The following is a 21,273-nucleotide window of genomic DNA, read 5'->3' as shown; positions in this document are numbered from 1 at the left end:
CCGATATACTGACATATACCAAGCAAAGAAGTGGGTTTTCCTGTTTCTTCATATATATGGAGGTGGCATTCTTGTCCCAATATCACCCTTTTACACCCCAGGATGCAATCGAACTGGCCAAAACTTTACCGGGTCCGTTTGCGGCAGATGCGAATCTGGAATGTCGTGAGATCGGTGACGGCAATCTGAATTTGGTCTTCCATATCACGGATCAGAACTCCGATAAAAGTATCATTATCAAACAGGCTCTTCCTTATGCGAAAGTGGTCGGAGAATCATGGCCATTGTCTCTGGTACGTGCCAGAATTGAACGGGAAATCCTACAGGAAGAGTATCGTCTATGTCCGGGAATGGTGCCGGAAGTGTACCATTATGATGATGATCTCGCCTTAACCGTGATGGAAGATTTGAGCGATCATGTGATTATGCGTAAAGGCCTCATCGATGGCGGAACATATCCTCTTTTTGCACAACATATTGGGGAGTTCATGGCAAGAACATTGTTTTTCACGTCAGATCTTGGCATGAACCAGCAATTGAAGAAAGAGAAACAGGGCAGATTCGTCAATCCGGATCAATGTAAAATAACCGAAGATCTGATCTTTGATGAACCGTATCGCATTGCGGAGAAAAATAATTATGAGGCTTCCATTGAAGATGAAGCGGAAGCACTTCGTACAGATGGAGAACTTCATCTTGAAGTAGCCTTGCTGCGCGAGAAATTTCTCACCCATGGTCAAGCTCTACTTCATGGTGATTTGCATACAGGCAGTATTTTTGTCACACCTGAATCCACGAAAGTCATTGATCCCGAATTTGCCTATTTCGGCCCAATGGGATTTGATGTAGGAGCCGTGCTTGCCAATCTGCTTCTCCACTACGCCTCGCTGCCAAGTCGAATCCAGGATCAGACGGCTCTTCATGAGCGTGAAACGATTTTGCTGGATATGGTTCGTGACGTATGGACTGAATTCGAATCCCGCTTCCGTGGTCTGTGGACTTCCGACCTGGTTGATCCTATGGCCAAAGCGCCTGGATATGAAGATCTTTATGTACAACAATTATTCAGAGACTCTGCTGGCTTTGCTGGTGCGAAAATGGTCCGTCGTATTGTTGGACTCGCGCATGTCGCAGATATCGATACGATTGAAGATGCAACACAACGTGAACGTGCTCAGCGCAAAGCGCTGGCGATTGGTAAAGCACTCATCAAACGTAATCGCAATCTGAATACCATTGGTGAACTTCTAGATACAGTAGCTACTGCGGTTACTTCTATTAAAGCCTAACTCAAAGAATGATACGGCATAACTCAAGGAACGGAGGAACATCCATGACAACCCCTGAACATCAGCCTCTGTCCTCCCTTATATGGAAACAGGACAAGCTTGAAATGCTTGACCAACGTCTGCTGCCTGAAACAATTCTGATGCTGAAACTGTACACGCCCGAAGAGGTATGGGAATCCATCCACTCGATGAAAGTACGCGGTGCTCCCGCGATCGGGATCGCTGCTGCATTTGGCGTCGTGCTCGGTGCCAAGGCATATGACGGACTTGCCGTACAAGGCTGGTTGGATCATGTAAAATCCATCTGTGCTCATCTTGCCACTTCCCGTCCAACGGCTGTTAACCTGTTCTGGGCGCTGGATCGTATGATGCAAAAAGCCAGTGACCTCGCTGAATTCGGTGCAAATATCGAAGATAGTAATGCTGCTCTTGAAGCGGAAGCTCTCTTGATTCAAAAAGAAGACGAAGAAGTCTGCCGCCTAATCGGTGAAAATGCTCTTCCTTTGTTCGCAGACGGTATGGGTGTCCTCACACACTGTAATGCAGGCGGACTTGCAACCGCGAAATACGGAACGGCGACTGCACCGATGTACCTCGCTCACGAGCGCGGCATCAACCTGAAAGTATTCGCAGACGAAACTCGTCCTGTCCTTCAGGGTGCACGCCTTACGGCCTTTGAGCTCCAGCAAGCCGGTATTGACGTTACTCTGATCTGCGACAACATGGCAGGCATGGTCATGTCCAAAGGCTGGATTCAGGCAGTTATCGTGGGTACAGACCGCGTCGCTGCCAATGGGGATGTAGCTAACAAAATCGGAACATACAGCGTAGCGGTCCTTGCCAAAGCGCACAACATTCCATTCTATGTAGCCAGCCCACTGTCCACCATTGACCTGTCTACGCCATCCGGAGACCTCATTCCGATTGAGGAACGTGCTGCGGAGGAAGTAACCGAAGGATTTGGCAAACGTACAGCACCGCAAGGTGTGAAAGTATTCAACCCAGCGTTTGACGTCACACCTAACGAATATGTAACAGCCATTATTACGGAAAAAGGCGTCGTTCGCGCTCCTTTCAAAGAGAATCTAGCTGCCTTGTTCGCCAAGGATGAAGCTTAATTAGTGGAAACATGTTTTATCGTTTGATATAGGATTTGTACATGTAAATTAAAGAGAGGACTTCCCAGTAGGGGAGCCCTCTCTTTAATTGTTGATTATTCAGGGATTAGATCATCTTGAGCAATGCTTCTACACCCGTCATGCCAACCGTAATGCCCATAGCTTCGGCTTCCGTTGTCACCGACTCCATAGGTGCATGCAGCAGCTGTTCCAATGTGCGCACGCCAACCGCCCGAGCTGCAATAATTTTGCGATCCCCAAGCTTCTCATTAAGTAATCCCACATCGAGTGCTCCGCACATGATATATCCTTTGGATGTATTAATCGTCAGTAATGTCGTTTTGGGCAACTTCACTTCTACCCCGACCAGAACATGTTCTCCAACCACAATCGGCTCCATCGTCACCATAATTTCCCGATACACCTCCTCTTCCACAGGTCACGATAATTGTATGCCTCATTCTGGATAGCGGTGTGGACACCTGCGGAAAAGGATTGGAAATGCATATGGTTTTACTTGATTTCGCCTAAGTGGTTGCTCATTTTCTATGTCTCCAGCACTATGATTATTGCCTTTTTAATGATATAGTGTATTGAAGCATGTTTTTGCTGACATATCTTTTAACGGGGCTGGGATCAATGAAAGAAACCTTATCCAACGAAGAAGAAATCGGCTTTTTATTCAATGTCGATATTCTTATTAAGAGCCGCTCGAATGCATTGGCACTGCAGTCCCTGTTGGAGTTTATAAACAAAGAGGAACAAATTGCAGACTTCCGGATTCAATCCGGCATAGAGCTTGGCAAAATTATTGAAGTGACTCTGCAGTCCAAAAAGGACTCATTCGCCTTTCTTCATAAAGAAAGAAAAAAATCACAATCCAATGCAAGACAGAAGAACTCTTCACCAAATCAAGCGACGGCTTCAACCGTTCCAGTTAAACCACAAAGTGAAATCGAAACACCTGCTTCCCAGAAAGCTCCTTCAACCGAAGCATCCAACACTACCAACGGAAATTCATTCGATGTATGGATTGATACCCTTATCAAAGAAAACCGTCTTACTCGGATCGTTGTGAACAACAAGAACGGCCGGCATCAGAGCATTCCATGCCGAATCTTGAATTTTGATCGGGATACCAGCATTGTAAGCGTCTACCATGTGGATGAAAAACAAGTGTATACGTTCCGAACCAATGAAATTGATGAGTTTCTCTAACTCAATGAGCATTCAAACAAAAAGCAACTTACGGGGGAATTCCATAACATTTCCCAGGCAAGTTGCTTTTTTAGGTATTCATTCATGTAACAATGAACTGGTACATCGTAAGTTGTCCATAACTATGCCCATCCATTGTAAATCATCATGAGCGATCTTTTCCCCGCTGCCAGACGTCTATTGCTAATAACAACCATCCGACAATAAAGGCTACCCCGCCAATTGGGGTGATGGCTCCCAATATTTTAATACCTGAAATACTCAGTACATACAGACTACCCGAGAATATGATAATTCCGATAAATAGCAGGCGTGCTGCCCACTTGAGCTTGGTGGACGGTCCAAGTTGACCCGCTGTAAGACCAATAATCAGCAGTGCGATTGCATGTATCATGTGGTACTGCACTCCGGTTTCATACACGGCTATGGCGTCTGCACCAATTTTTTCCTTGAGCATATGTGCACCAAACGCACCAATAGCTACCGAAAGCATTGTCAGTACAGCACCAAGCATCATCCATTTCCGTTGCATTTAACTTCTCTCCCTTAATTCATCTCTCAACTATTATTTTAGCGAATCCTTGCAGTGTTTACCAGCCAGCTCCGATGCGGAAGGCATTTATATGTCTGGTTATATATACTTTGTTGCGCTTTTGCCTCAAAATCGACGAAAACTGGCGTTAAACCTTGATTTTTATCGATTTTTATGGAAAAGTAAAAAGGAATGCCTTCATTCTCTTGATGAGAATCATAATACCCGGATTAGGTTAATTACACTCATGACCACGATTAAGGGAGGGATAAACCATTTATGGATAATCAAAATAACCAGAATAACAATAATCCTTATCAATCCGGTTACGGCACGAATTATTCAGATCCCAATCATGACAACCTGTTTACACCTTCCCCCTCCGCCCTTGAAGATCCATCCATGGGTCGATTGAAACATTCCGGGCCTGGTATTGCAAGTTTTGTGATTGGATTGGTCTCAATCATTGGTTACATGCTGACTTTTTTTATTGCCACAATGGCTATAAATAGTTCAATTGGCGTTGTAACCACACCGATCCAAGTGGAGGAGATTGCATTACATCCAGCAGTTGCCCTGGCTTCTCTGGCTGTTCTAGTTTGTCTGATTCTTAATCTGGCCGGAATCATTCTCGGCGTGATTGGGCTTATTCTCAAAAATCGAAAAAAAGTCTTTGCTATTATTGGAACCATTCTCAGTGGAGCCATGATCCTGGCGTTTGCAGGGCTTATTATTGCAGGTATCTATATGATGTAGAAGCGTATATCCGCTTTACATTCATTCTTCAAAAATGATAATGAAATAACACTGATTCATCTCAACATGATCCATTTGATCCATTCTATTGCCAAATTTTCGTATCCAAAGGAGATTGACATGTCACGAATCAAAATTTTCACGGACAGCACAAGTGATCTGGCCCCAGCATGGATCCAGCAGCACGATATCGGTATCATCCCTTTATATGTCGTGTTCGGTGAGGAATCACTGAAGGACGGTGCTGAAATTAAGCCGGAGCAGCTCTATGAACGTGTAAGCAGGGATGGGCGTCTGCCCAAAACAGCAGCACCTTCACCTGCTGATTTCATGACGGCATTTCAACCTTACATAGAACAAGGGTATGATATCTTATATATCAGCTTGTCCTCTGAACTTTCGTCAACTTACCAAAATGCAAGATTGGCCAGTTCCGAGTTCCCGGAAGGTCGCATCTCTGTCGTGGATTCTCTGAATCTTTCTTCCGGGATTGCCCTGATGGTGATGAAGGCAGTTCATGCAGCAGAAAAAGGGCAAAGCCTGACGGAGATTACACATCTCGTTGAAGCCATCAAGCCAAATGTGCGAACTGAGTTTGTCATCGATACGTTGGAGTATCTGTATAAAGGTGGACGCTGCTCGGGCATGCAAAACCTGATTGGCAGTCTGCTGAAAATTCGCCCCGTCATTCGGGTAACCGATGGCAAGATGTCTCCTGCCTACAAAGTCCGTGGCAAACGGGAAAAGGCGCTGGAACAAATGCTGCAAAACACACTTAACCATAAGGAACAGATCGATCGCGATCTCGTTATCGTCGTGCATACCATGGCCGAGGAAGACGCGCTTGATTTGCAAAAGTCTCTGCAGGAGCAGACTGGAGCACGAGTGGAATTAACTACGGCTGGTTGCGTTATATGTAGTCATTGTGGTCCCAAAACGATCGGTATCATTTACAACACGGTTTTATAAAAGGCCTCTCATCACACAGCATGTTTCCTTAATGATTAGAATCATGTCTGCTGAAACCATTAAAGACCAAGCCAGAAAGGGCATCCCAAGCTATCGTAGCTCAGGATGCCCTTTTTCTATTGTAAACATGTAACATTAATAACTTTTTGTTTTCAGGTCGTTCAAACTTTTGAACGCATATCCTTGCTTACGTGCCTCATCAATGATGGAAGCTAGCGCCTCCGTGTTATCCTTCGACACAGAGTGAAGCAGAATGACTGCTCCCGGATGAAGCTGTTTCAGTACCTGCTGACGTGCATACTCTGTCCCACGTTGCACTTTGGTATCCCAATCTTTATAAGCAACAGACCAAAACACATTAACGTAACCTTGGGCGTGGCTCTCTGCAAGCGTCCGGTTGTTAAAAATGCCACGTGGTGGCCGCAAGAAGGTCGCTTGCTGTCCAGTCAACCGATTGACCTCAGATCGTACCTGATCAAGCTCTGTTCTTATTTTTTCATTGGAAACTCGAGTCATATCGGGATGGCTCCAGGAGTGGTTACCCACAATATGGCCTTCTGCTGACATTCGCTTCACCAATTCAGGCTGGTCTTTCAGATAATGTCCGGTGACAAAAAAAGCAGCTGGCACCTTTTTGTCGCGCAGAACATCCAATATAGCTGGCGTAAACCCATTTTCATAACCGTTATCAAACGTAAGATACAGCTCTTTCTGTTTTGTATCCCCCAGGAAAATGGCATCATTATGCTGCAATATCTCCTTAAATCCTTCCTGATCAATGGAAGGCAACTGGCCGTTTTGGCTCTTTTTGAAGCCAAAATGATAAGCTCCATTTATTGGCGATGCTTCAGTATGTGCCGGTAATGTACCGAACGTCAATACAGCCAGCAGCATGTAAAGAACCATTCGCTTCATTGCTATCCGCTCCTGTTCCTGAAAAATTCGGTTTGTCGTTTCCTATCACGAACACCTTCAGGTAATATGCCACAGGAACAGCTAATGTATGTAAATTTCGATTACAGATCGCTTCACATACTTACACACCATGGAGCCCAGTTCTCATTTCTCCGTTCAAAACCGTTTATTGTCTCGCTCGGGATGATGAAACAATTCAAGTAAGGTCTGAGGTTTTCCACTGGAAGCCAACCATTCTCTAACCATCTCTATTGCACGTGTCTGACCATCACCACTATCCCGCCAGGTTAGCAGCTCAATGACTTTAATAATTAGGGCAGACATATTATGATTATCATGCTCAGAGCGATCTGCGCGCAATTTATGATATAGAGCCTCCTGCTCCCAATCAAGTAAAATCTCGTCACCAATGGTAGGCTTCATTAATGTGTATGCTCTACCACACTCTGAACAGCGAACCGCACTCACCTGCTCTTGAGCAAAGATTGCCCGAATATCCTGATCGCAATCCGCGCACTGAAAATATACCTGTATGTTGTGTATGTTATTGTTCATGTTGGTCTTCCTCCTGCTATGTATGTACTACATCTATACCCGAATTGTCGTTGATTCACGCTAAATTCCGCCAAATTCAGAAGGTGCTATAATCTTGTAAATATGTTAAAATATTATACATATCATAAGTAGGAAGAGGCGGATATTCATGTCAAAGGAAGAGCGTAATATTACTTGGCAGCAATCCAGCTTAAACAGACAGGATAGGGAAAAACATAATGGTCATCGCAGTCGTGCCTTATGGTTCACCGGCCTATCCGGCGCAGGAAAATCCTCGCTTGCATTTGCCCTCGAGCAGTATCTGTACGAAAAAGGGGTTCATTGTTACGTACTTGATGGGGATAACGTACGTCATGGACTGAATCGGGATCTTGGGTTCACGGCCGAGGATCGGCAAGAAAATCTGCGCCGAATTGGTGAAGTATCCAAGCTGATGGTAGATGCCGGGTTATTTGTTCTTTCCGCCTTTATCTCGCCAGATGCACAAGACCGGAATATGGTTAAACAGCTCTTTGAAGCGGATGATTTCATTGAAATTTATGTTCGTTGTTCGATTGAAGAGTGCGAACGACGTGATCCAAAGGGACTTTACAAAAAGGCCCGCAGCGGTGCCATTCCACATTTCACAGGGATTTCTGCCCCTTATGATATTCCAGAAGATCCTACACTGATTATTGATACCGAAGAGCTGTCCATCGAAGAGGCCGTGCATGAAATTGTGCAGCATCTGGAACGTGTTGGTGCTTTTCAGCTGCCGCAACCTGTTAGTAATGCCATCGTTCACTAAATGCAAATGGCAATCAGATTGAATTACTTCCCTACTACACATAGATCAAAGGCGCTGCCTCTAATGGCGCGCCTTTTTGCTTTATTCATTTCCGGATTTACCGAGAGACTCATTGCCCCACGACACCTGCCTGCATGTTTAACAGTTTGCTGAACGTGCCTACCGGATCAGTAGACAATTGCTGATAACCCCCTTGTTGGATAACCCGGCCCTCATCCAATACAATCACTCGATCTGCTGTTCGAATAGTGGATAGTCGGTGGGCGATAACAATAACCGTCACATGCCCTTTCAGGCGCTCGAGAGCCTCATGAATGTGCTGTTCATTCTCACTATCCAGCGCACTCGTCGCCTCATCCAATACAAGTACAGAAGGGTTCCGAAGCATGGCGCGGGCAAGCACCAAACGCTGACGTTCACCGCCGGACAGGCGGATGCCCCTATCACCGATAATGGTATCCAGTCCTTGGGGAAGTTTGCGGACAAACGCTGCAGACGAAGAAAACTGTAGTGCTTGCCACATCTGTTCCTCACTGGCATTTGGATCTACCAGACGCAAATTTTCACGAATACTCGTATGGAACAGAAAAGGGTCCTGAGAGACATAACCGATTGAACTTCTCCAGGCTAACAATCGATTCTCGGTTAACGGCACCCCATCCACCAAAATCTGACCACTCTCCGGACGTATGAGTCCCATAATCAAATCAATCATCGTGCTCTTCCCTGCTCCAGACTTGCCTACAATGGCTGTCATACCTCTCGCAGGGATGGATGCATACGCTTCGAATAACGAGTAGGTATCGCTGCCTTCGTAGCGATAATTCACTTGCTGACACTCGATGGACTCCTTAAGTACCAGGGGTTCAATAGGTAGCATATTGCCATCTTTCTGCTGCTCATTCAGCTTGGCCTGGGCCTTCATTCTAACGGAACGAGGACCGGGAATCGTTGACTCCTCATCATATGGTTCACTAGCATTACCCGTTTTTTCGCTAATCTCACGGCTTTTCTCGGTCTCTGTCTGTAACTCTCTCACAATCTGAAACGCGGGCAGCATCGAACTCATATACTCCAGATTGGATTGAATGGATGTAAATCGTGGCCACAACCGTGAAAAGATCAGAATGATAAGCAACAAACTTGCCGGAGGCACAGCGAGCACATGCAGGGATAAATAGATAAAAGCAGCAATAATGACAGCAGCCGATATTCTATGAATCAATTGTGTGCCACTGTTCAACTGGCTGAACTGAATCACATTACGTTCAATCCGCCCACACATACGTTCAAACCAGCTAATATGTGATTTTTCAAGCATATTGCTCTTAATGTCCTTGATTCCGTTAAAGTGCTCTGTAATACCGTTATAATAGCTCTGGGAATATTCCGACGTCTGATCCCCAATCTGTTTTGCTCGTTTCACGAATTTTCTCAATACAATAAACAGTACCAATCCGCAGACCAAGACAAGGGTAGTTAACTTGGCAGACAACCAGAAGGCCAGGCCGATTTGAATTCCGGTGAAGATCAAGGAAGCCGCCATTTGCAGCATAATATTCGTTCCCTGACTGACACGGGCAAGTTCGGTCGTTAATATATGATTAAAATCGGATTTTCGTTTTTGGAGAAAAAAAGACCACTGCGCCATAATGATGGCACGATAGGTTTCCATGCGCAGCGTTCGAACAAATTGCTGCTGAATTCGAGTGTTGCGAATCGTCTGAAGACGTTGTAGCCACGCCTGTCCAGAGACAATGAGAACAAAGGTCAACAATACCAGCAGCAACCGGCCATTTTCCGGAAAACGATTTAAAAATTCAGATATCCAGGGTAAGTGCAGACCTGTTGAACCCATTTCAAAAATACCAATAAGACTTAACATCGGAACGAGCATATATATGCCTATTCCTTCCATCAGACTGATGCAGATCATGCCCAGCAGGTTCCAATATAACACCGGGCCCGTTACACGATGCAGTTTCCGCATAAAGAATTGTAATTCCGAAATCATACGTTATCCCCTCTCCGTCATCGTGTTCCTTTTGATTCGCCGCCAGAACCAGAGAAACGGACGTAACGGAAAATACAAAAAATGCAATGAACGCGGAAGTGGTAGTTGGTCTACATCCCAGGTACTCGGATACAAACGTTCGATGAAGAAAAACAGCTTCTGCCTTGTGCTTCGCAGTGCGAATAGATAGGAACGATAACTCTTTACATCTGCCGGGCTCTCAATCATCTCATTCATGAACACTACGCCGCGTCTGGCTAATTTCTCTCCCGCACGTTCGTGAGCAGACAATAAAGCAAGATAATTGGCATCCAAAGGGGTGTCCATTAATACCGAAGCCAGATGAAGAGCTTGTGAACCGATAGATAATCTGCCTTCTGCTTTCAGGCGTCGCTCCACTTTTTTGACATCCAGTGGCATATTGCGAATCATCTGGTCGATATCCAGTAACCAGCGCATTCTGAACCACCCGTGTCTTGCGCCGTGCGTCACCAAATATGTCCACAGATCCTCCCTTTCCAGCATACGGACAGGCGTCTGGGTATAGGTGCTGAATCGGCTGCGTTTCCACAGTAATTCAAAATCGGTTTCTCTTCCGGAATCCGGATTAAGACGCCAATGGATCTCGACTTGGGTTCTTTTGACCGGGTGTTTGTAACAGATATGATGTTCCCGCCATTTCCAGCTGGCAACAGTTGGTGTTCTCTTGCCTTCCTTTGATTCATAACCAAGTGATTCAAGAATCTCTTCCGCGAACTCCACATCATCAAAGGGAATGAGAATGTCCAGATCTTTAGAGGTCCGCAACGAAATATCTCCGTATAGATCATGTGCCAGCGCAGGCCCTTTGAGCGTAATATTCCGTATGCCTCGTTCACGAAAAGCACCACACACCTGCTCCATTTCGGCAGTCAGATGTAACATGCGGAACGTATTGGCTGTATATTGCTGCTTCAGGTTTTCCACTACAAAAGCGGGAATAAGCGCTGAATCCAACTCTTTTATGTTCAGATAGAGTACAGAGTACAGTCGATGATGATGGGCAAGCTGCAAAAAGAGCTGCCAGTCCATGTCCTTCATCCGTATTTGGGCATCCTCAGGGGTTATTGCTGTTAGATCGCCTTTAATCATGCTCAAAATCAGCTTAAGCTCCTGCGGAAAATCCGCTGTATATTGTTCCCACTCATGAATCGTAAACAATCTCCCCAGCTCCCTTCTCAGGACACCGCTTGCCAAACACCCCGACAACCGTATATTGGTCCATTGTATCTGCTCCGGTCACAATCAATTTCCCACTGCGCAGCCATGCATGAGCCATCATTTGGCCTTGTTTATTCCGTGCAGTACCCATATATAGAGTACTCTCCACTCTACGGCGTTCCAGCATCTTCATCGCTGCAATTGCCATGACAAGGCAACGACTCTCCCATAATGTATACCTGCTGGCAATGAGTATAGCTTTAGAAATATTTCGTATTGTCGTCACATCACTTCGAATGAGTCCCGTCATCGGTGTTTCGTACATCGGTGTACCGAGACCAGGAGCAATCTTGGCAAAAGGCATCGCCTTTAGTATTCGTGCCCATCCAAGGTGGACATAGGCTTCCCATACCAATCCACGAATTTCACGAGGCAATGAACGATATGCTTTTATTTTTCGCAACATGGCTCTACTCTCCGCGGGTAACGTCAATTAATCCTTCATGCGTCAGATGCTCAAGAAATTGAATAACCTGCTCACGGCATAGGTCTAGTTCAATCTCATATTCTGAGGCTAACACTTCAACCAATTCGGTCAATGTTCGTTCTTCACTGATCAGATCCCAGATTCGTCCACCCGTGCTGCCCAGATTATAGTACTTTCCGTTATGGATGCTCATCATGACTTTTTCCCCGCCCATGTCACTGACAAGATTGCCTTCCTTACGCAACACACGGTCTTCCCCATTCATTGGCTTCGTTGCTGTCATTGTCCCGTATACACTCCTTTGCGCGCATATTCTGTAATTCGGTCAGCCATCTCAAATGCCGTAAAATCAGAGCCTGACCTCGTGATTCTAAAAACTTCAATACCGGCGGACAGCCGTGAAACCGTCTCGAACAGCCATTGTGCCAGACCCTGCCTGGAAACAAGTCCACTACGAAATGTATGAGAGCACAGCATGTGAAGGCGTTCCAATCCGGCAACTTCCTTCAGCTGTACGGGTTTCAGCATCTCTTCCGGTTTCGGATCAAGTTCAAACACAGCCGCAAGCGGAACAGGTCTATCATGAAAATAGTGCTGAACCGGTATCGCGTATTTCGTAATCTCCGCATGAACCGTTGCGTAATCCTGTTCCTTCATGCCGAATCCGTCTAGACTAGGCTGCCATAACTTTTGCTGCGGATAACCCGGTGATACGATTGCTCTTCCTCCTGCATCCCATGTCAGTGCCACGACATCATCCGTTAAGAGTGGAAAGCCGCGTGAGGCAAGTGCAGCTGATAAAGTGGATTTGCCTGCACCCGAGTGTCCAACAAATGCATAAGCCCAACCATCAATGACCACCGCACTTCCGTGGAGCGGAAGAATGCCGCGCTGCATCATAATGACGGCCATACATGTGCCCAGCACAAATAATCTAACCTTTTTGTCATCTGCTCCCACTTGAGGGGATACCACGATACGGCGTCCTTGTTCCATGAGAAACAGACCTGTATCTTCGATCCGAAAAAAAAGACTGCCATTCCGGGATACAAAGTTATCACTCCCCACATCCCACGCTTCCCACTGTGCCGCCAAATCAGCTATTTCAATGTGTACGTCCGTATAGGCAGCTAGAGAATCTGTATCGTTCTGTACGATTTGGAGTTCAGGCATCGGGAATTGGCTCAACCAAGACAAGTCATACGCTTTATACTGCACAGGCAACAATGAATGACTCCTCCTTCGCAATTCTGCATGTAAGTAAAAAAAGCCCTTATATTCGTAATGCTCAATATAAGGGCGGAGGCGAAAAGTTGGAATATTGCCCTTTCCGCCCTTCTAAGTATGATGGCACATGTTAAAACTAAACAACTTAGGAAGTTGGATCGTAGAGATCAGCATCGTGGACAGTAACCCAGTCGATCTGTCTGTAACCTACTCCTGCCATCGTTTGGTTCACTTCCAATACTTCCAGTGCTGGTGCTTGCCATTCCTTTTTTTCCATTTGCATCGTGTTCACCTCCTCTCGTGAGTCAACTGATTAATGAACCTGTAACCCGGTTCATATCGCTACGCCCACTAGCTACATCAGAACTTTCGGATGAATCGATACACGATCAGGCTATGCATCATCAACCGCAAGTCGGGGTGGGAAGCAAGCTCCGGCCGAGGGTTTGGAAAATTCGCAAGTGCGGACTTGATTCGCTCTGTGTTCAATATGCCAGCGACCCGGCTGTCAGAACATAACGCACGCAATTCGGCAGTAAAATCACCCCAATTGGGAATCATGCGGTGCAACCAATCCGCGGGCTGAACACCGCGCACTCGCTGGTTTAACCTCACTTTGTCAGGCAGCTCAGGCGATGTAGCCCTCCGAATCAAAGCACGGTCCGTTCCTTGATTAACATATTGTTCAATCGGTACAGACAGACAGAAACGAATCACTCTGGCGTCACTCGTAGGATCACGCTCCCACGCCCGATAACGAAGGGAGCATTTGGTGGCGACAGCACCATTTTTGTTCGCAATGGCCAGGTTGTTGAATTTCTCTGCCCGTACTTTGAGCGCATCTGCCTGCGCACCACCTTGCAGAACGATAATTGATTTGAGCCGATCCAATACGCCTGTTCTTCTAGCAAACTCCGGATGGATTAATTGCACCGATGCGGCTTGGGCAGCTCCCTTTGACATGGATTTAAACAATTCCGGATACGCTTTACGGCCCGTAATTTTGGCAATTCGTGAGAACTTCATTCCGGTTCGTTCACTGTACTGCTGCATTTCCCGGAGCCACCGGAACCAACGTCCGCTTTTTAGCAAACTGGCGTAATAATCTAGTGCTGGGCCCCAGGAGACCGTGAAGTTGCCCCGCGCTCCAGTCAGTAGAATGCCTGCATCCTGCTGGCTCGCTTTTTCATAAAAACCACGAATCCAGAAGGAGTTCTCAAAGTATTTATAAGGCATTTCCATAATATCAAGCCAGGTGTCTACCTCACTAAGTGGGCTTCTCCCCTCAAAATCAAGATAATTCTCTGTGATATTACCCACATGATTAACCGTAGACTGGATAAACGGTCGTTCATCTGCTAACAGTGTTTTCGATGTATAATCCGTGAAGTCAGGCACCGGAACATAGCTATACGCATTTAACGTTTTTCCCTGTCTCCGCAGTGTTCCTGAGGCAAATCCAACCACAGCTCCGGAATCCAGCCCTCCGCTTAAAGCAGCAGCCACCTGTCGATGCGTTCGCAAACGCGATCCAACAGCTTGACCAAATACCTCGCGGAATGCTTCTACATATTCCCCATCGGACTTGAGCCGTAAAGGCTCCACTTCGTCCCAGCGATGATATTGTTTCTGTTCCAGCCTTCCATCCCTGAAGCTAAGCGTATGGGCAGGGGGCAGCTGGCTCACTCCGCGATAGACGGTAGAATGGATATCTGCTGAGTCATGCATGTCGGGAATGGCAAGAAATTCGGACAACCAGATCTCATCCAGTTCTTTATGTACACCTTCCAATTGCAGCAACGGATTCATTAAAGTACAGAAGGCAAACCGCTCACCATCATGCCGAAAATAAAAGGATCTCATGCCCGTAATATCTCTGGCAGCGAAGAGTCTGCGCTTGCGATCATCCCAGATTGCGAAGGCGAAATCGCCAAGCAGTTTCTCTGCCATATGTTCATCCCACCGCAGATAGGCTCGCAGGATCAGTTCACTATCCGACAATCCTGCTAACTCCGCTCTTGATATGGACATTTGGTCTGCCAATTGCTCCCGATTATCCAAAATGGCATCCGACGTGATAGTCAGACCGCTCACTTCATCATATAAGGGCAATTGCTCGCTGACCGACTCCGGCGTAATCCACTGGGCGTGGCAGCTCAGAAAAGCTTCATTTCCTTTCCAGACCCCCGTTGTATCCGCCGGAACGTGGCCTAGACTGGCATATAGGCGCCAACTGTCCTCCCACAACGCTTGCTGACCATCGGTGTGAACAATTCCTGCTATAGCGCTCATGACTTTCCTCCCCGGAGTATCTTGCGCTGTGAAGCCCAGGCGCTTATCTGGTTACCAAACGGAATCAAGGATTTGATACGCTGAATCTTACTGTGAGCAGAGGCAAGCTGTACCTTCAATCGTTCCCGCTCACTGTACCCTCGCTCCAGCCGATTATCGGCTGCACGTAATGCGGCTTCCAACTGCCTGATCGTTGCCAATGCGGCCAGTGTCGGGTCAATTGCATCGGGTTCATTCGCTGCCTGATTATCCCTGTTTTCATCTGGAGTATTGCTCACTAGGTCTACCGGCTGCATCCGGTAACCTTGCTGCCAGCTGCTGCCCGTTGCTTCGGAGAATTGACGCGTTAACTTGGATATGACTTCCTCATCCGGGCCAGCTTCGTAACGTACACCCGTCCATCGCTCGGCTTCTTCGAGCTGTTCACTGTAGCCCATCCGATGGAACAGATCTGCGCCTATCACTCGGCAATAGAATTCAACTTCCTGTGGATTGAGTATTTTTTTCCAGTTGTTAACAGAATCTTGATGAGCTTCCTGATGCGAGGACAGAAATGGATCACCGACACCCATACTATAGAACATATTGGACTTTGTACTGTCCACAAAGCGTCCATATTGCTCAATTCCCTCTTCATATCCGATGCCAAGAAAACCGCATAGCTTTTCCATTTCGTCCCGAGGGTTGGAGACAAGTTGTTCGTACTGAACTTCATAGGCATTCGTGTGTTTGTCCGCAAAATAATCGTTCAAACGGAGCATACCCAGTGTGAGATCAACTGCTTTCATATTAAGGTTCGGACTCTGCAAGCTGCCAATCAGTTCGAATCCTTCTCCTGTATGGCGGTTTACCTTTTTGTAGGAAGCAGCTATGGCAAGGGGGTTACGCTGGAGATGAATGCGCTTGGACTGTGGAAACAGGCGATCAAGCCATTCCAGCATATAATAGTAACGAGGAGATTTATCTACGATGAAGTCTGCCCCACTCCCCTCCAGAAATCCGTTATAGATTTCAAGAGCAAAGCTTCTGCACGCCTTCTCAAAACCTTCGTCTGATACCATAGCGCTGTAAAACTGACGGATAATTGCACTTCCACCATAGGGGTGGGAATCAGCCTTCTGCAAATCTACAAGATTCATCAGAAACCACATCTCCTGTGTGGCAAATACACGGCTGTGATTTTGCAGCATCACGGTGGATAGCGAACTTCCACTGCGAGGTACACATAGTAGTAAGACAAGTCCGTTACCATGAACATCTACCAATGGCAGCCTCTCCTCTGTAAAATTAAAATAAGCATGCAGTTGGTATAGCTCTTTATATCAAAATCCGCTAATAATCCTACTTGGGAATAGGTAATATGGATGATGTACTTTCGACAATTTTTAGATACGATATGTATTCATACTTTTACTCTATGATACAAAATGTATCATGTCAATCTTTTATTTTCACCTTTTCATAATATCTTTCTATCCACTCTATTCTGTTCTCTGTCGTTTAAGCACTTATACTTATTCTATGACCCTCAACATCTATAACTGTTGCATAAACATGAAAAAGCTCCAGAGCAGTTTACGAATAAACAGGCCCACGGAGCTACTATTATTAATGATGAACATTCTATAAAAGGTTAATAACTACTCATCCAGTCGATCTTGCCTCTGAGCTTTTCCCCGATATGGGACGATGCATCCATCCCTGCCCTTCTTCCTGATCCGCCTGAATCGCATCCGACATCCCCTGCTGCACTTTCACAGTCACTAGCACTGCAATCCCCACAGCGAAAAAGAAAATTAGAGACAGAATCCCCCAACGGGTTGACCCTGTTAATTGGCCTACCCAACCAAATACAAACGGCCCAAAAATGGAAGAAAATTTGCCTGTAATATTCACAAATCCAAAATACTCTCCAGTTCTGCCAGCAGGCATCAAATTGCTAAACAAAGAACGCGCTGTCGATTGACTTACGCCCTGCACTACGCCAACCAGCCCAGCGAGCAGATAAAAATGGATGGCAGATGTCATGAAATATCCTAAGATAACGATGCATATGTAAATGGACAAGCTTATCATCAACACCTGCTTCGCGCCCCAACGCTGTGCCCATGCCCCCAGCAGCAATGTACAAGGAAATCCGATAAACTGGGTCAGTAACAAAGCAAGCATCAGATCTGCTGTCCCGATCCCAATGCTTGTTCCATAAATCGTTGCCATCAGGATAATCGTGTTAATGCCATCATTGAAAAACCAGAAAGCAACCAGCATGCGCATCAGCTGCGGAAAACGCCGGATCTGGCGAAAAGTTTGGCCAAGTCTGCGCACGCCCACACCGGCATATGCTTTCCATGACTTGGGCATGTCCGGTGCTGCAGGACGGCGTGGTGCATGGCGGAATAACGGAATGGAAAATACCAACCACCACAACGCTACGGAGATAAAAGCAAGTCTTGTTCCCGCAAGTGTGCTCGCCATCCCAAACCACCCAGGCTGCTGAATCATGAGCATATTGATCGCAAGCAACAATCCTCCACCAATATAACCATAAGCATAGCCTTTAGAGGAGACCATATCTCTTCGGTCCGCTGATACCAGATCAGGCAGCATCGCATCATAGAACGTGTTACCACCCGCAAAACCGATTGTCGAAATGACCAGCAGTGCAGAAGCGAGCAGCCAGTCTCCCTCCCCAATGAAGCTGAATCCGAGTGTTGCAACGATGCCAATGATGGAGAATACTCGCAGAAAATCACCTTTGCGCCCCGATAAATCCGCTAATGTCCCCAGCAAAGGGGTTAACAGCGCTACACATAACATGCCGATGGAATGGGTGTACGCCAGATATGATGCTGCAGTATCTGTATCCAGTGTAGCTGCAGCCACGGAAGCGTAGAAGACGGGAAGAACGGCTGCAAGTACCGTCGTCGCATAGGCCGAGTTGGCCCAATCATACATAATCCATGCCTTAACTGCCCGTTTATTCAAATGGGATCCTTCCTTTGCACACATCCCTCAACGGGATGCCAAGTAAACACCTTGTCCCTATTGTAAAGGAAGTTCGTCACACTTGTTCATCGTTTCTGTAAAAAAGTTCCGGACGATCTGTACAATTTTAGTTGATCCCGGAAGGCAAACTCGCGTAATTGTATCATTTTATCTACTCACTCATCACATATCGTCCCCGCCCGTGAATATACTTAATTACCGACAGGCCAAACTGTGCCGCGTAATCAATGGGGGGTGCCTACATGTCAAATTCACACCAGCCTTACTCGTTCGTCGTATCCCGGGAAGATTGGTCGCTTCACCGCAAAGGGTACCAGGACCAGCAACGCCATCAGCAAAAGGTTAAAGATGTCATCAAGCAGAATCTGCCTGATTTGATTACTGAAGAAAACATCATTATGTCCGATGGACAACAAATCATCAAGGTACCAATCCGCAGTCTGGATGAGTACCGTTTTGTGTATAACTACCAAAAGCAAAAACATGTGGGGCAGGGAGACGGTGACAGTCAGGTCGGGGATGTCATTGGTCGTGATCCCGCTTCGAAGAAACCAGGCAAAGGTGAAAAGGCCGGAGATCAGCCCGGGCATGACATTGTTGAAGCCGAGGTGAGCATCGAGGAATTGGAAGATATGCTTTTTGCGGAACTGGAGCTTCCGGATCTGAAGCAAAAAGACAAGGATCAGATTGAGACACATACAGTGGTATTCAACGATATTCGCAAAAAAGGCATGCAGTCCAATATTGACAAGAAACGCACCATATTGGAGAACTTGCGCCGCAACGCCACTACCGGCAATCCGGGTATTCACCATATCAGTCCGGATGATCTGCGTTACAAGACGTGGGAAGACAAAATCATTCCACAGTCCAATGCAGTCATTATCGCCATGATGGACACTTCCGGGTCCATGGGCTCCTTTGAGAAATATTGCGCACGCAGCTTTTTCTTCTGGATGACCCGTTTCCTCCGCCGTCAGTATGAGAAGGTTGAGATTGTTTTCCTAGCCCATCATACCGAAGCCAAGGAAGTGACCGAGGAAGAATTTTTCACCCGCGGCGAAAGTGGAGGCACCATTTGCTCCTCTGTATATATGAAGGCACTGGAAATTATTGATAGTCGTTATCCGCCTTCCAGCTACAACATCTACCCTTTCCATTTCTCGGACGGAGATAACCTGACCTCGGATAATGAGCGGTGTGTCAAACTGATTGGTGAGCTGATGAAGCGCAGCAACATGTTTGGTTATGGCGAGGTGAACCAATACAATCGCAGCAGCACACTGATGTCCGCCTATCGTCATATCAAGATCGACCAGTTCATGTATTATGTGATCAAAGAAAAAGGCGAAGTGTATAAAGCTTTGCGCAGCTTTTTCCAGAAACGGGAAGGAGGTAGCGTAAGATGACAGATGAAATCCGCGACCTTGAATACGCCATTGCCGAGATTATGGAGATTGCCGATGGATTCGGCCTGGATTATTATCCGATGCGTTATGAAATATGCCCTGCCGATATCATCTATACCTTTGGAGCGTATGGTATGCCGACCCGGTTCAGTCACTGGAGCTTCGGGAAGACTTTTCATAAAATGAAGATGCAATATGATTTTGGACTCAGTAAAATTTATGAGCTCGTAATCAATTCCAACCCTTGTTACGCCTTCCTGCTGGATGGCAACTCGCTGATCCAGAACAAGCTGATTGTCGCACACGTGCTGGCTCACTGCGATTTTTTCAAAAACAATGCTCGCTTCTCCAAGTCGAATCGTAATATGGTGGAGAGCATGGCCGCGACGGCTGATCGGATCAGCAACTATGAGATGGAATATGGTACAGAGGCTGTTGAAGCGTTCATCGATGCCGTTATTGCGATTCAGGAACATGTTGATCCACAGTTGATCAAACCCCGCCATTTGGACAAACAACGTTATATGGAGATGAAAATGCGGGAGCAGCGTGGGGAGAAAACGCCAAAGCCGGAAGGTCGCTATGATGACTTGTGGTCCCTTGATGATACCCAGCCCGAGGAAACACCTGCGGAGGGAATACAAGTGCATCACTTCCCACCAGAACCGGAAAAGGATGTCATGTGGTTTATCCAGGAATTTTCCGAAGTGTTGACCGATTGGCAGCGGGATATTATGAGTATGATGCGTGAGGAAATGCTCTATTTCTGGCCGCAGATGGAAACGAAAATTATGAATGAAGGCTGGGCCTCCTACTGGCATCAACGTATTATACGGGAGCTGGACCTGAACAGTGAGGATACGATTGAATTTGCCAAATTGAACTCTTCCGTCGTGCAGCCATCCAAGCAAAGTTTGAATCCCTACTATTTAGGGCTGAAAATATTCGAAGATATTGAACGTCGCTGGGATAACCCGTCCCGCGAAGAAAGAGAACGTTTTGGGCGTCAACCAGGGCAGGGTCGTGCCAAAATGTTTGAGGTACGCGAATTCGATTCCGATACCTCATTTATCCGCAACTACATGACCAAGCAATTAACCGAAGACCTCGACCTCTACGTATTCGAGAAAAAGGGCCCGGACTGGAAAATTACCGACAAGTCCTGGCAAAACATACGGGATCAGCTTGTATTTTCACGCATCAACGGTGGTTCTCCGTATCTCGTCGTTCAGGACGCCGATTACCTGCGCACCGGAGAACTCGTGCTCAAGCATCAATACGAGGGCATCGAGCTGGATCTGAAGTATATGGAACGGACCCTGCCTTATCTGTACCGGCTTTGGGGGCGTACCGTCCATGTGGAAACACGGGTGGAAGATAAACCGATCTGGTTCACATATGATGGCAAGAAGCACCACCGCAAGTTTTTATCATAAGAACACAAAAAAGCGGCAAGTCCCTGGCATAAGGCGGGGACTTGCCGCTTGGCATTTCAGTGA

Annotated in this window: 21 protein-coding genes; 8 read left to right on the top strand and 13 right to left on the bottom strand. The window is 46.6% G+C overall.

The annotated features are described in order from the left end of the window. The first annotated feature begins 71 nt into the window (after window positions 1-71). Complete coding sequence (mtnK, locus tag AC4PM4_RS19075; RefSeq protein WP_400346475.1) at window positions 72-1,289, top strand: S-methyl-5-thioribose kinase; 1,218 nt, start codon at window positions 72-74, stop codon at window positions 1,287-1,289. Between the two features lie 44 nt (window positions 1,290-1,333). Continuing rightward, complete coding sequence (mtnA, locus tag AC4PM4_RS19070) at window positions 1,334-2,407, top strand: S-methyl-5-thioribose-1-phosphate isomerase (protein ID WP_090954492.1); 1,074 nt, start codon at window positions 1,334-1,336, stop codon at window positions 2,405-2,407. Between the two features lie 106 nt (window positions 2,408-2,513). Here the strand turns inward: mtnA and AC4PM4_RS19065 are convergent, their stop codons facing one another. Continuing rightward, the gene (locus AC4PM4_RS19065) at window positions 2,514-2,816 is read right to left on the bottom strand and encodes a YunC family protein (RefSeq protein ID WP_017689545.1); all 303 of its coding nucleotides are present in this window, start codon (window positions 2,814-2,816) and stop codon (window positions 2,514-2,516) included. A 230-nt stretch (window positions 2,817-3,046) separates the two neighbouring features. Here AC4PM4_RS19065 and AC4PM4_RS19060 point away from each other — a divergent pair, with 230 nt between their 5' ends. Beyond that, window positions 3,047-3,625, top strand: coding sequence for a hypothetical protein (locus AC4PM4_RS19060; RefSeq protein WP_053780514.1), 579 nt, complete (start codon window positions 3,047-3,049; stop codon window positions 3,623-3,625). 145 nt (window positions 3,626-3,770) lie between these two features. Here the strand turns inward: AC4PM4_RS19060 and AC4PM4_RS19055 are convergent, their stop codons facing one another. Then, a complete protein-coding gene (locus AC4PM4_RS19055) occupies window positions 3,771-4,157 on the bottom strand; it encodes a DUF423 domain-containing protein (RefSeq protein ID WP_063564280.1) in 387 nt (128 codons plus the stop codon). 279 nt (window positions 4,158-4,436) lie between these two features. On the opposite strand from AC4PM4_RS19055, the gene AC4PM4_RS19050 reads away from it, so the two are divergent. Beyond that, window positions 4,437-4,913, top strand: coding sequence for a hypothetical protein (locus tag AC4PM4_RS19050; RefSeq protein ID WP_491614293.1), 477 nt, complete (start codon window positions 4,437-4,439; stop codon window positions 4,911-4,913). A 120-nt stretch (window positions 4,914-5,033) separates the two neighbouring features. Beyond that, window positions 5,034-5,882 carry a DegV family protein gene (locus tag AC4PM4_RS19045; RefSeq protein WP_491614292.1) on the top strand — a complete coding sequence of 283 codons (849 nt, stop codon included), beginning with the start codon at window positions 5,034-5,036 and terminating at the stop codon, window positions 5,880-5,882. A 135-nt stretch (window positions 5,883-6,017) separates the two neighbouring features. Here the strand turns inward: AC4PM4_RS19045 and pdaA are convergent, their stop codons facing one another. Both pdaA and AC4PM4_RS19035 read right to left on the bottom strand, forming a co-directional pair. Then, window positions 6,018-6,797, bottom strand: coding sequence for a delta-lactam-biosynthetic de-N-acetylase (pdaA, locus tag AC4PM4_RS19040; RefSeq protein ID WP_063564277.1), 780 nt, complete (start codon window positions 6,795-6,797; stop codon window positions 6,018-6,020). 156 nt (window positions 6,798-6,953) lie between these two features. After that, window positions 6,954-7,352, bottom strand: coding sequence for a hypothetical protein (locus AC4PM4_RS19035; RefSeq protein ID WP_053780509.1), 399 nt, complete (start codon window positions 7,350-7,352; stop codon window positions 6,954-6,956). 148 nt (window positions 7,353-7,500) lie between these two features. On the opposite strand from AC4PM4_RS19035, the gene cysC reads away from it, so the two are divergent. Continuing rightward, window positions 7,501-8,139 (top strand): adenylyl-sulfate kinase, encoded by a 639-nt coding sequence (gene cysC, locus AC4PM4_RS19030; protein WP_063564275.1) that lies wholly within the window; start codon window positions 7,501-7,503, stop codon window positions 8,137-8,139. A gap of 109 nt (window positions 8,140-8,248) precedes the next feature. Here the strand turns inward: cysC and AC4PM4_RS19025 are convergent, their stop codons facing one another. From AC4PM4_RS19025 to AC4PM4_RS18985, 9 genes are all read right to left on the bottom strand, one after another. Further along, window positions 8,249-10,153 carry an ABC transporter ATP-binding protein gene (locus AC4PM4_RS19025; protein WP_090808705.1) on the bottom strand — a complete coding sequence of 635 codons (1,905 nt, stop codon included), beginning with the start codon at window positions 10,151-10,153 and terminating at the stop codon, window positions 8,249-8,251. A 3-nt stretch (window positions 10,154-10,156) separates the two neighbouring features. Then, window positions 10,157-11,353, bottom strand: coding sequence for a nucleotidyltransferase domain-containing protein (locus tag AC4PM4_RS19020; RefSeq protein WP_491614291.1), 1,197 nt, complete (start codon window positions 11,351-11,353; stop codon window positions 10,157-10,159). Then, window positions 11,337-11,819 carry a lasso peptide biosynthesis B2 protein gene (locus tag AC4PM4_RS19015; protein WP_491614290.1) on the bottom strand — a complete coding sequence of 161 codons (483 nt, stop codon included), beginning with the start codon at window positions 11,817-11,819 and terminating at the stop codon, window positions 11,337-11,339. The genes AC4PM4_RS19020 and AC4PM4_RS19015 overlap by 17 nt, the downstream gene beginning before the upstream one ends. Before the next feature lie 4 nt (window positions 11,820-11,823). Then, on the bottom strand, window positions 11,824-12,123 hold the full coding sequence (locus tag AC4PM4_RS19010; protein WP_269054983.1) for a lasso peptide biosynthesis PqqD family chaperone: 300 nt from the start codon (window positions 12,121-12,123) through the stop codon (window positions 11,824-11,826). Next, complete coding sequence (locus AC4PM4_RS19005; RefSeq protein ID WP_491614289.1) at window positions 12,120-13,067, bottom strand: HPr kinase/phosphorylase; 948 nt, start codon at window positions 13,065-13,067, stop codon at window positions 12,120-12,122. Before AC4PM4_RS19005 ends, AC4PM4_RS19010 begins: the two co-directional genes overlap by 4 nt. A 145-nt stretch (window positions 13,068-13,212) precedes the next feature. Further along, window positions 13,213-13,350, bottom strand: coding sequence for a paeninodin family lasso peptide (locus AC4PM4_RS19000; RefSeq protein ID WP_170867850.1), 138 nt, complete (start codon window positions 13,348-13,350; stop codon window positions 13,213-13,215). Between the two features lie 77 nt (window positions 13,351-13,427). Further along, window positions 13,428-15,359, bottom strand: a complete 1,932-nt coding sequence (locus tag AC4PM4_RS18995) for an asparagine synthase-related protein (protein ID WP_072734013.1) — start codon at window positions 15,357-15,359, stop codon at window positions 13,428-13,430. Continuing rightward, window positions 15,356-16,624: a sulfotransferase family protein gene (locus tag AC4PM4_RS18990; protein WP_491614287.1), complete on the bottom strand. Its 1,269-nt coding sequence runs from the start codon at window positions 16,622-16,624 to the stop codon at window positions 15,356-15,358. The genes AC4PM4_RS18995 and AC4PM4_RS18990 overlap by 4 nt, the downstream gene beginning before the upstream one ends. Before the next feature lie 379 nt (window positions 16,625-17,003). Beyond that, a complete protein-coding gene (locus AC4PM4_RS18985) occupies window positions 17,004-18,344 on the bottom strand; it encodes an MFS transporter (protein ID WP_063564269.1) in 1,341 nt (446 codons plus the stop codon). Between the two features lie 263 nt (window positions 18,345-18,607). On the opposite strand from AC4PM4_RS18985, the gene yhbH reads away from it, so the two are divergent. After that, window positions 18,608-19,774 carry a sporulation protein YhbH gene (yhbH, locus tag AC4PM4_RS18980; RefSeq protein ID WP_053780501.1) on the top strand — a complete coding sequence of 389 codons (1,167 nt, stop codon included), beginning with the start codon at window positions 18,608-18,610 and terminating at the stop codon, window positions 19,772-19,774. Continuing rightward, window positions 19,771-21,210: a SpoVR family protein gene (locus tag AC4PM4_RS18975; RefSeq protein WP_063564267.1), complete on the top strand. Its 1,440-nt coding sequence runs from the start codon at window positions 19,771-19,773 to the stop codon at window positions 21,208-21,210. The genes yhbH and AC4PM4_RS18975 overlap by 4 nt, the downstream gene beginning before the upstream one ends. Window positions 21,211-21,273 lie beyond the last annotated feature (63 nt).

Source organism: Paenibacillus sp. MDV22-iso6, from assembly GCF_058408365.1.
The sequence above is the reverse complement of the archived record's forward strand: the minus strand, read 5'-3'. Positions and strand labels throughout refer to the sequence as shown.

Coding starts and splice junctions, on each gene's coding strand:
- AC4PM4_RS18995 (WP_072734013.1), bottom strand. CDS start 15,359: ATGAGCGCTATAGCAGGAATTGTTCACACCGATGGTCAGCAAGCGTTG.
- AC4PM4_RS19065 (WP_017689545.1), bottom strand. CDS start 2,816: ATGGTGACGATGGAGCCGATTGTGGTTGGAGAACATGTTCTGGTCGGG.
- AC4PM4_RS19060 (WP_053780514.1), top strand. CDS start 3,047: ATGAAAGAAACCTTATCCAACGAAGAAGAAATCGGCTTTTTATTCAAT.
- AC4PM4_RS19045 (WP_491614292.1), top strand. CDS start 5,034: ATGTCACGAATCAAAATTTTCACGGACAGCACAAGTGATCTGGCCCCA.
- AC4PM4_RS18975 (WP_063564267.1), top strand. CDS start 19,771: ATGACAGATGAAATCCGCGACCTTGAATACGCCATTGCCGAGATTATG.
- yhbH (WP_053780501.1), top strand. CDS start 18,608: ATGTCAAATTCACACCAGCCTTACTCGTTCGTCGTATCCCGGGAAGAT.
- cysC (WP_063564275.1), top strand. CDS start 7,501: ATGTCAAAGGAAGAGCGTAATATTACTTGGCAGCAATCCAGCTTAAAC.
- AC4PM4_RS19055 (WP_063564280.1), bottom strand. CDS start 4,157: ATGCAACGGAAATGGATGATGCTTGGTGCTGTACTGACAATGCTTTCG.
- pdaA (WP_063564277.1), bottom strand. CDS start 6,797: ATGAAGCGAATGGTTCTTTACATGCTGCTGGCTGTATTGACGTTCGGT.
- AC4PM4_RS19010 (WP_269054983.1), bottom strand. CDS start 12,123: ATGACAGCAACGAAGCCAATGAATGGGGAAGACCGTGTGTTGCGTAAG.
- AC4PM4_RS19050 (WP_491614293.1), top strand. CDS start 4,437: ATGGATAATCAAAATAACCAGAATAACAATAATCCTTATCAATCCGGT.
- AC4PM4_RS19035 (WP_053780509.1), bottom strand. CDS start 7,352: ATGAACAATAACATACACAACATACAGGTATATTTTCAGTGCGCGGAT.
- AC4PM4_RS19025 (WP_090808705.1), bottom strand. CDS start 10,153: ATGATTTCGGAATTACAATTCTTTATGCGGAAACTGCATCGTGTAACG.
- AC4PM4_RS19015 (WP_491614290.1), bottom strand. CDS start 11,819: ATGTTGCGAAAAATAAAAGCATATCGTTCATTGCCTCGTGAAATTCGT.
- AC4PM4_RS19000 (WP_170867850.1), bottom strand. CDS start 13,350: ATGCAAATGGAAAAAAAGGAATGGCAAGCACCAGCACTGGAAGTATTG.
- mtnA (WP_090954492.1), top strand. CDS start 1,334: ATGACAACCCCTGAACATCAGCCTCTGTCCTCCCTTATATGGAAACAG.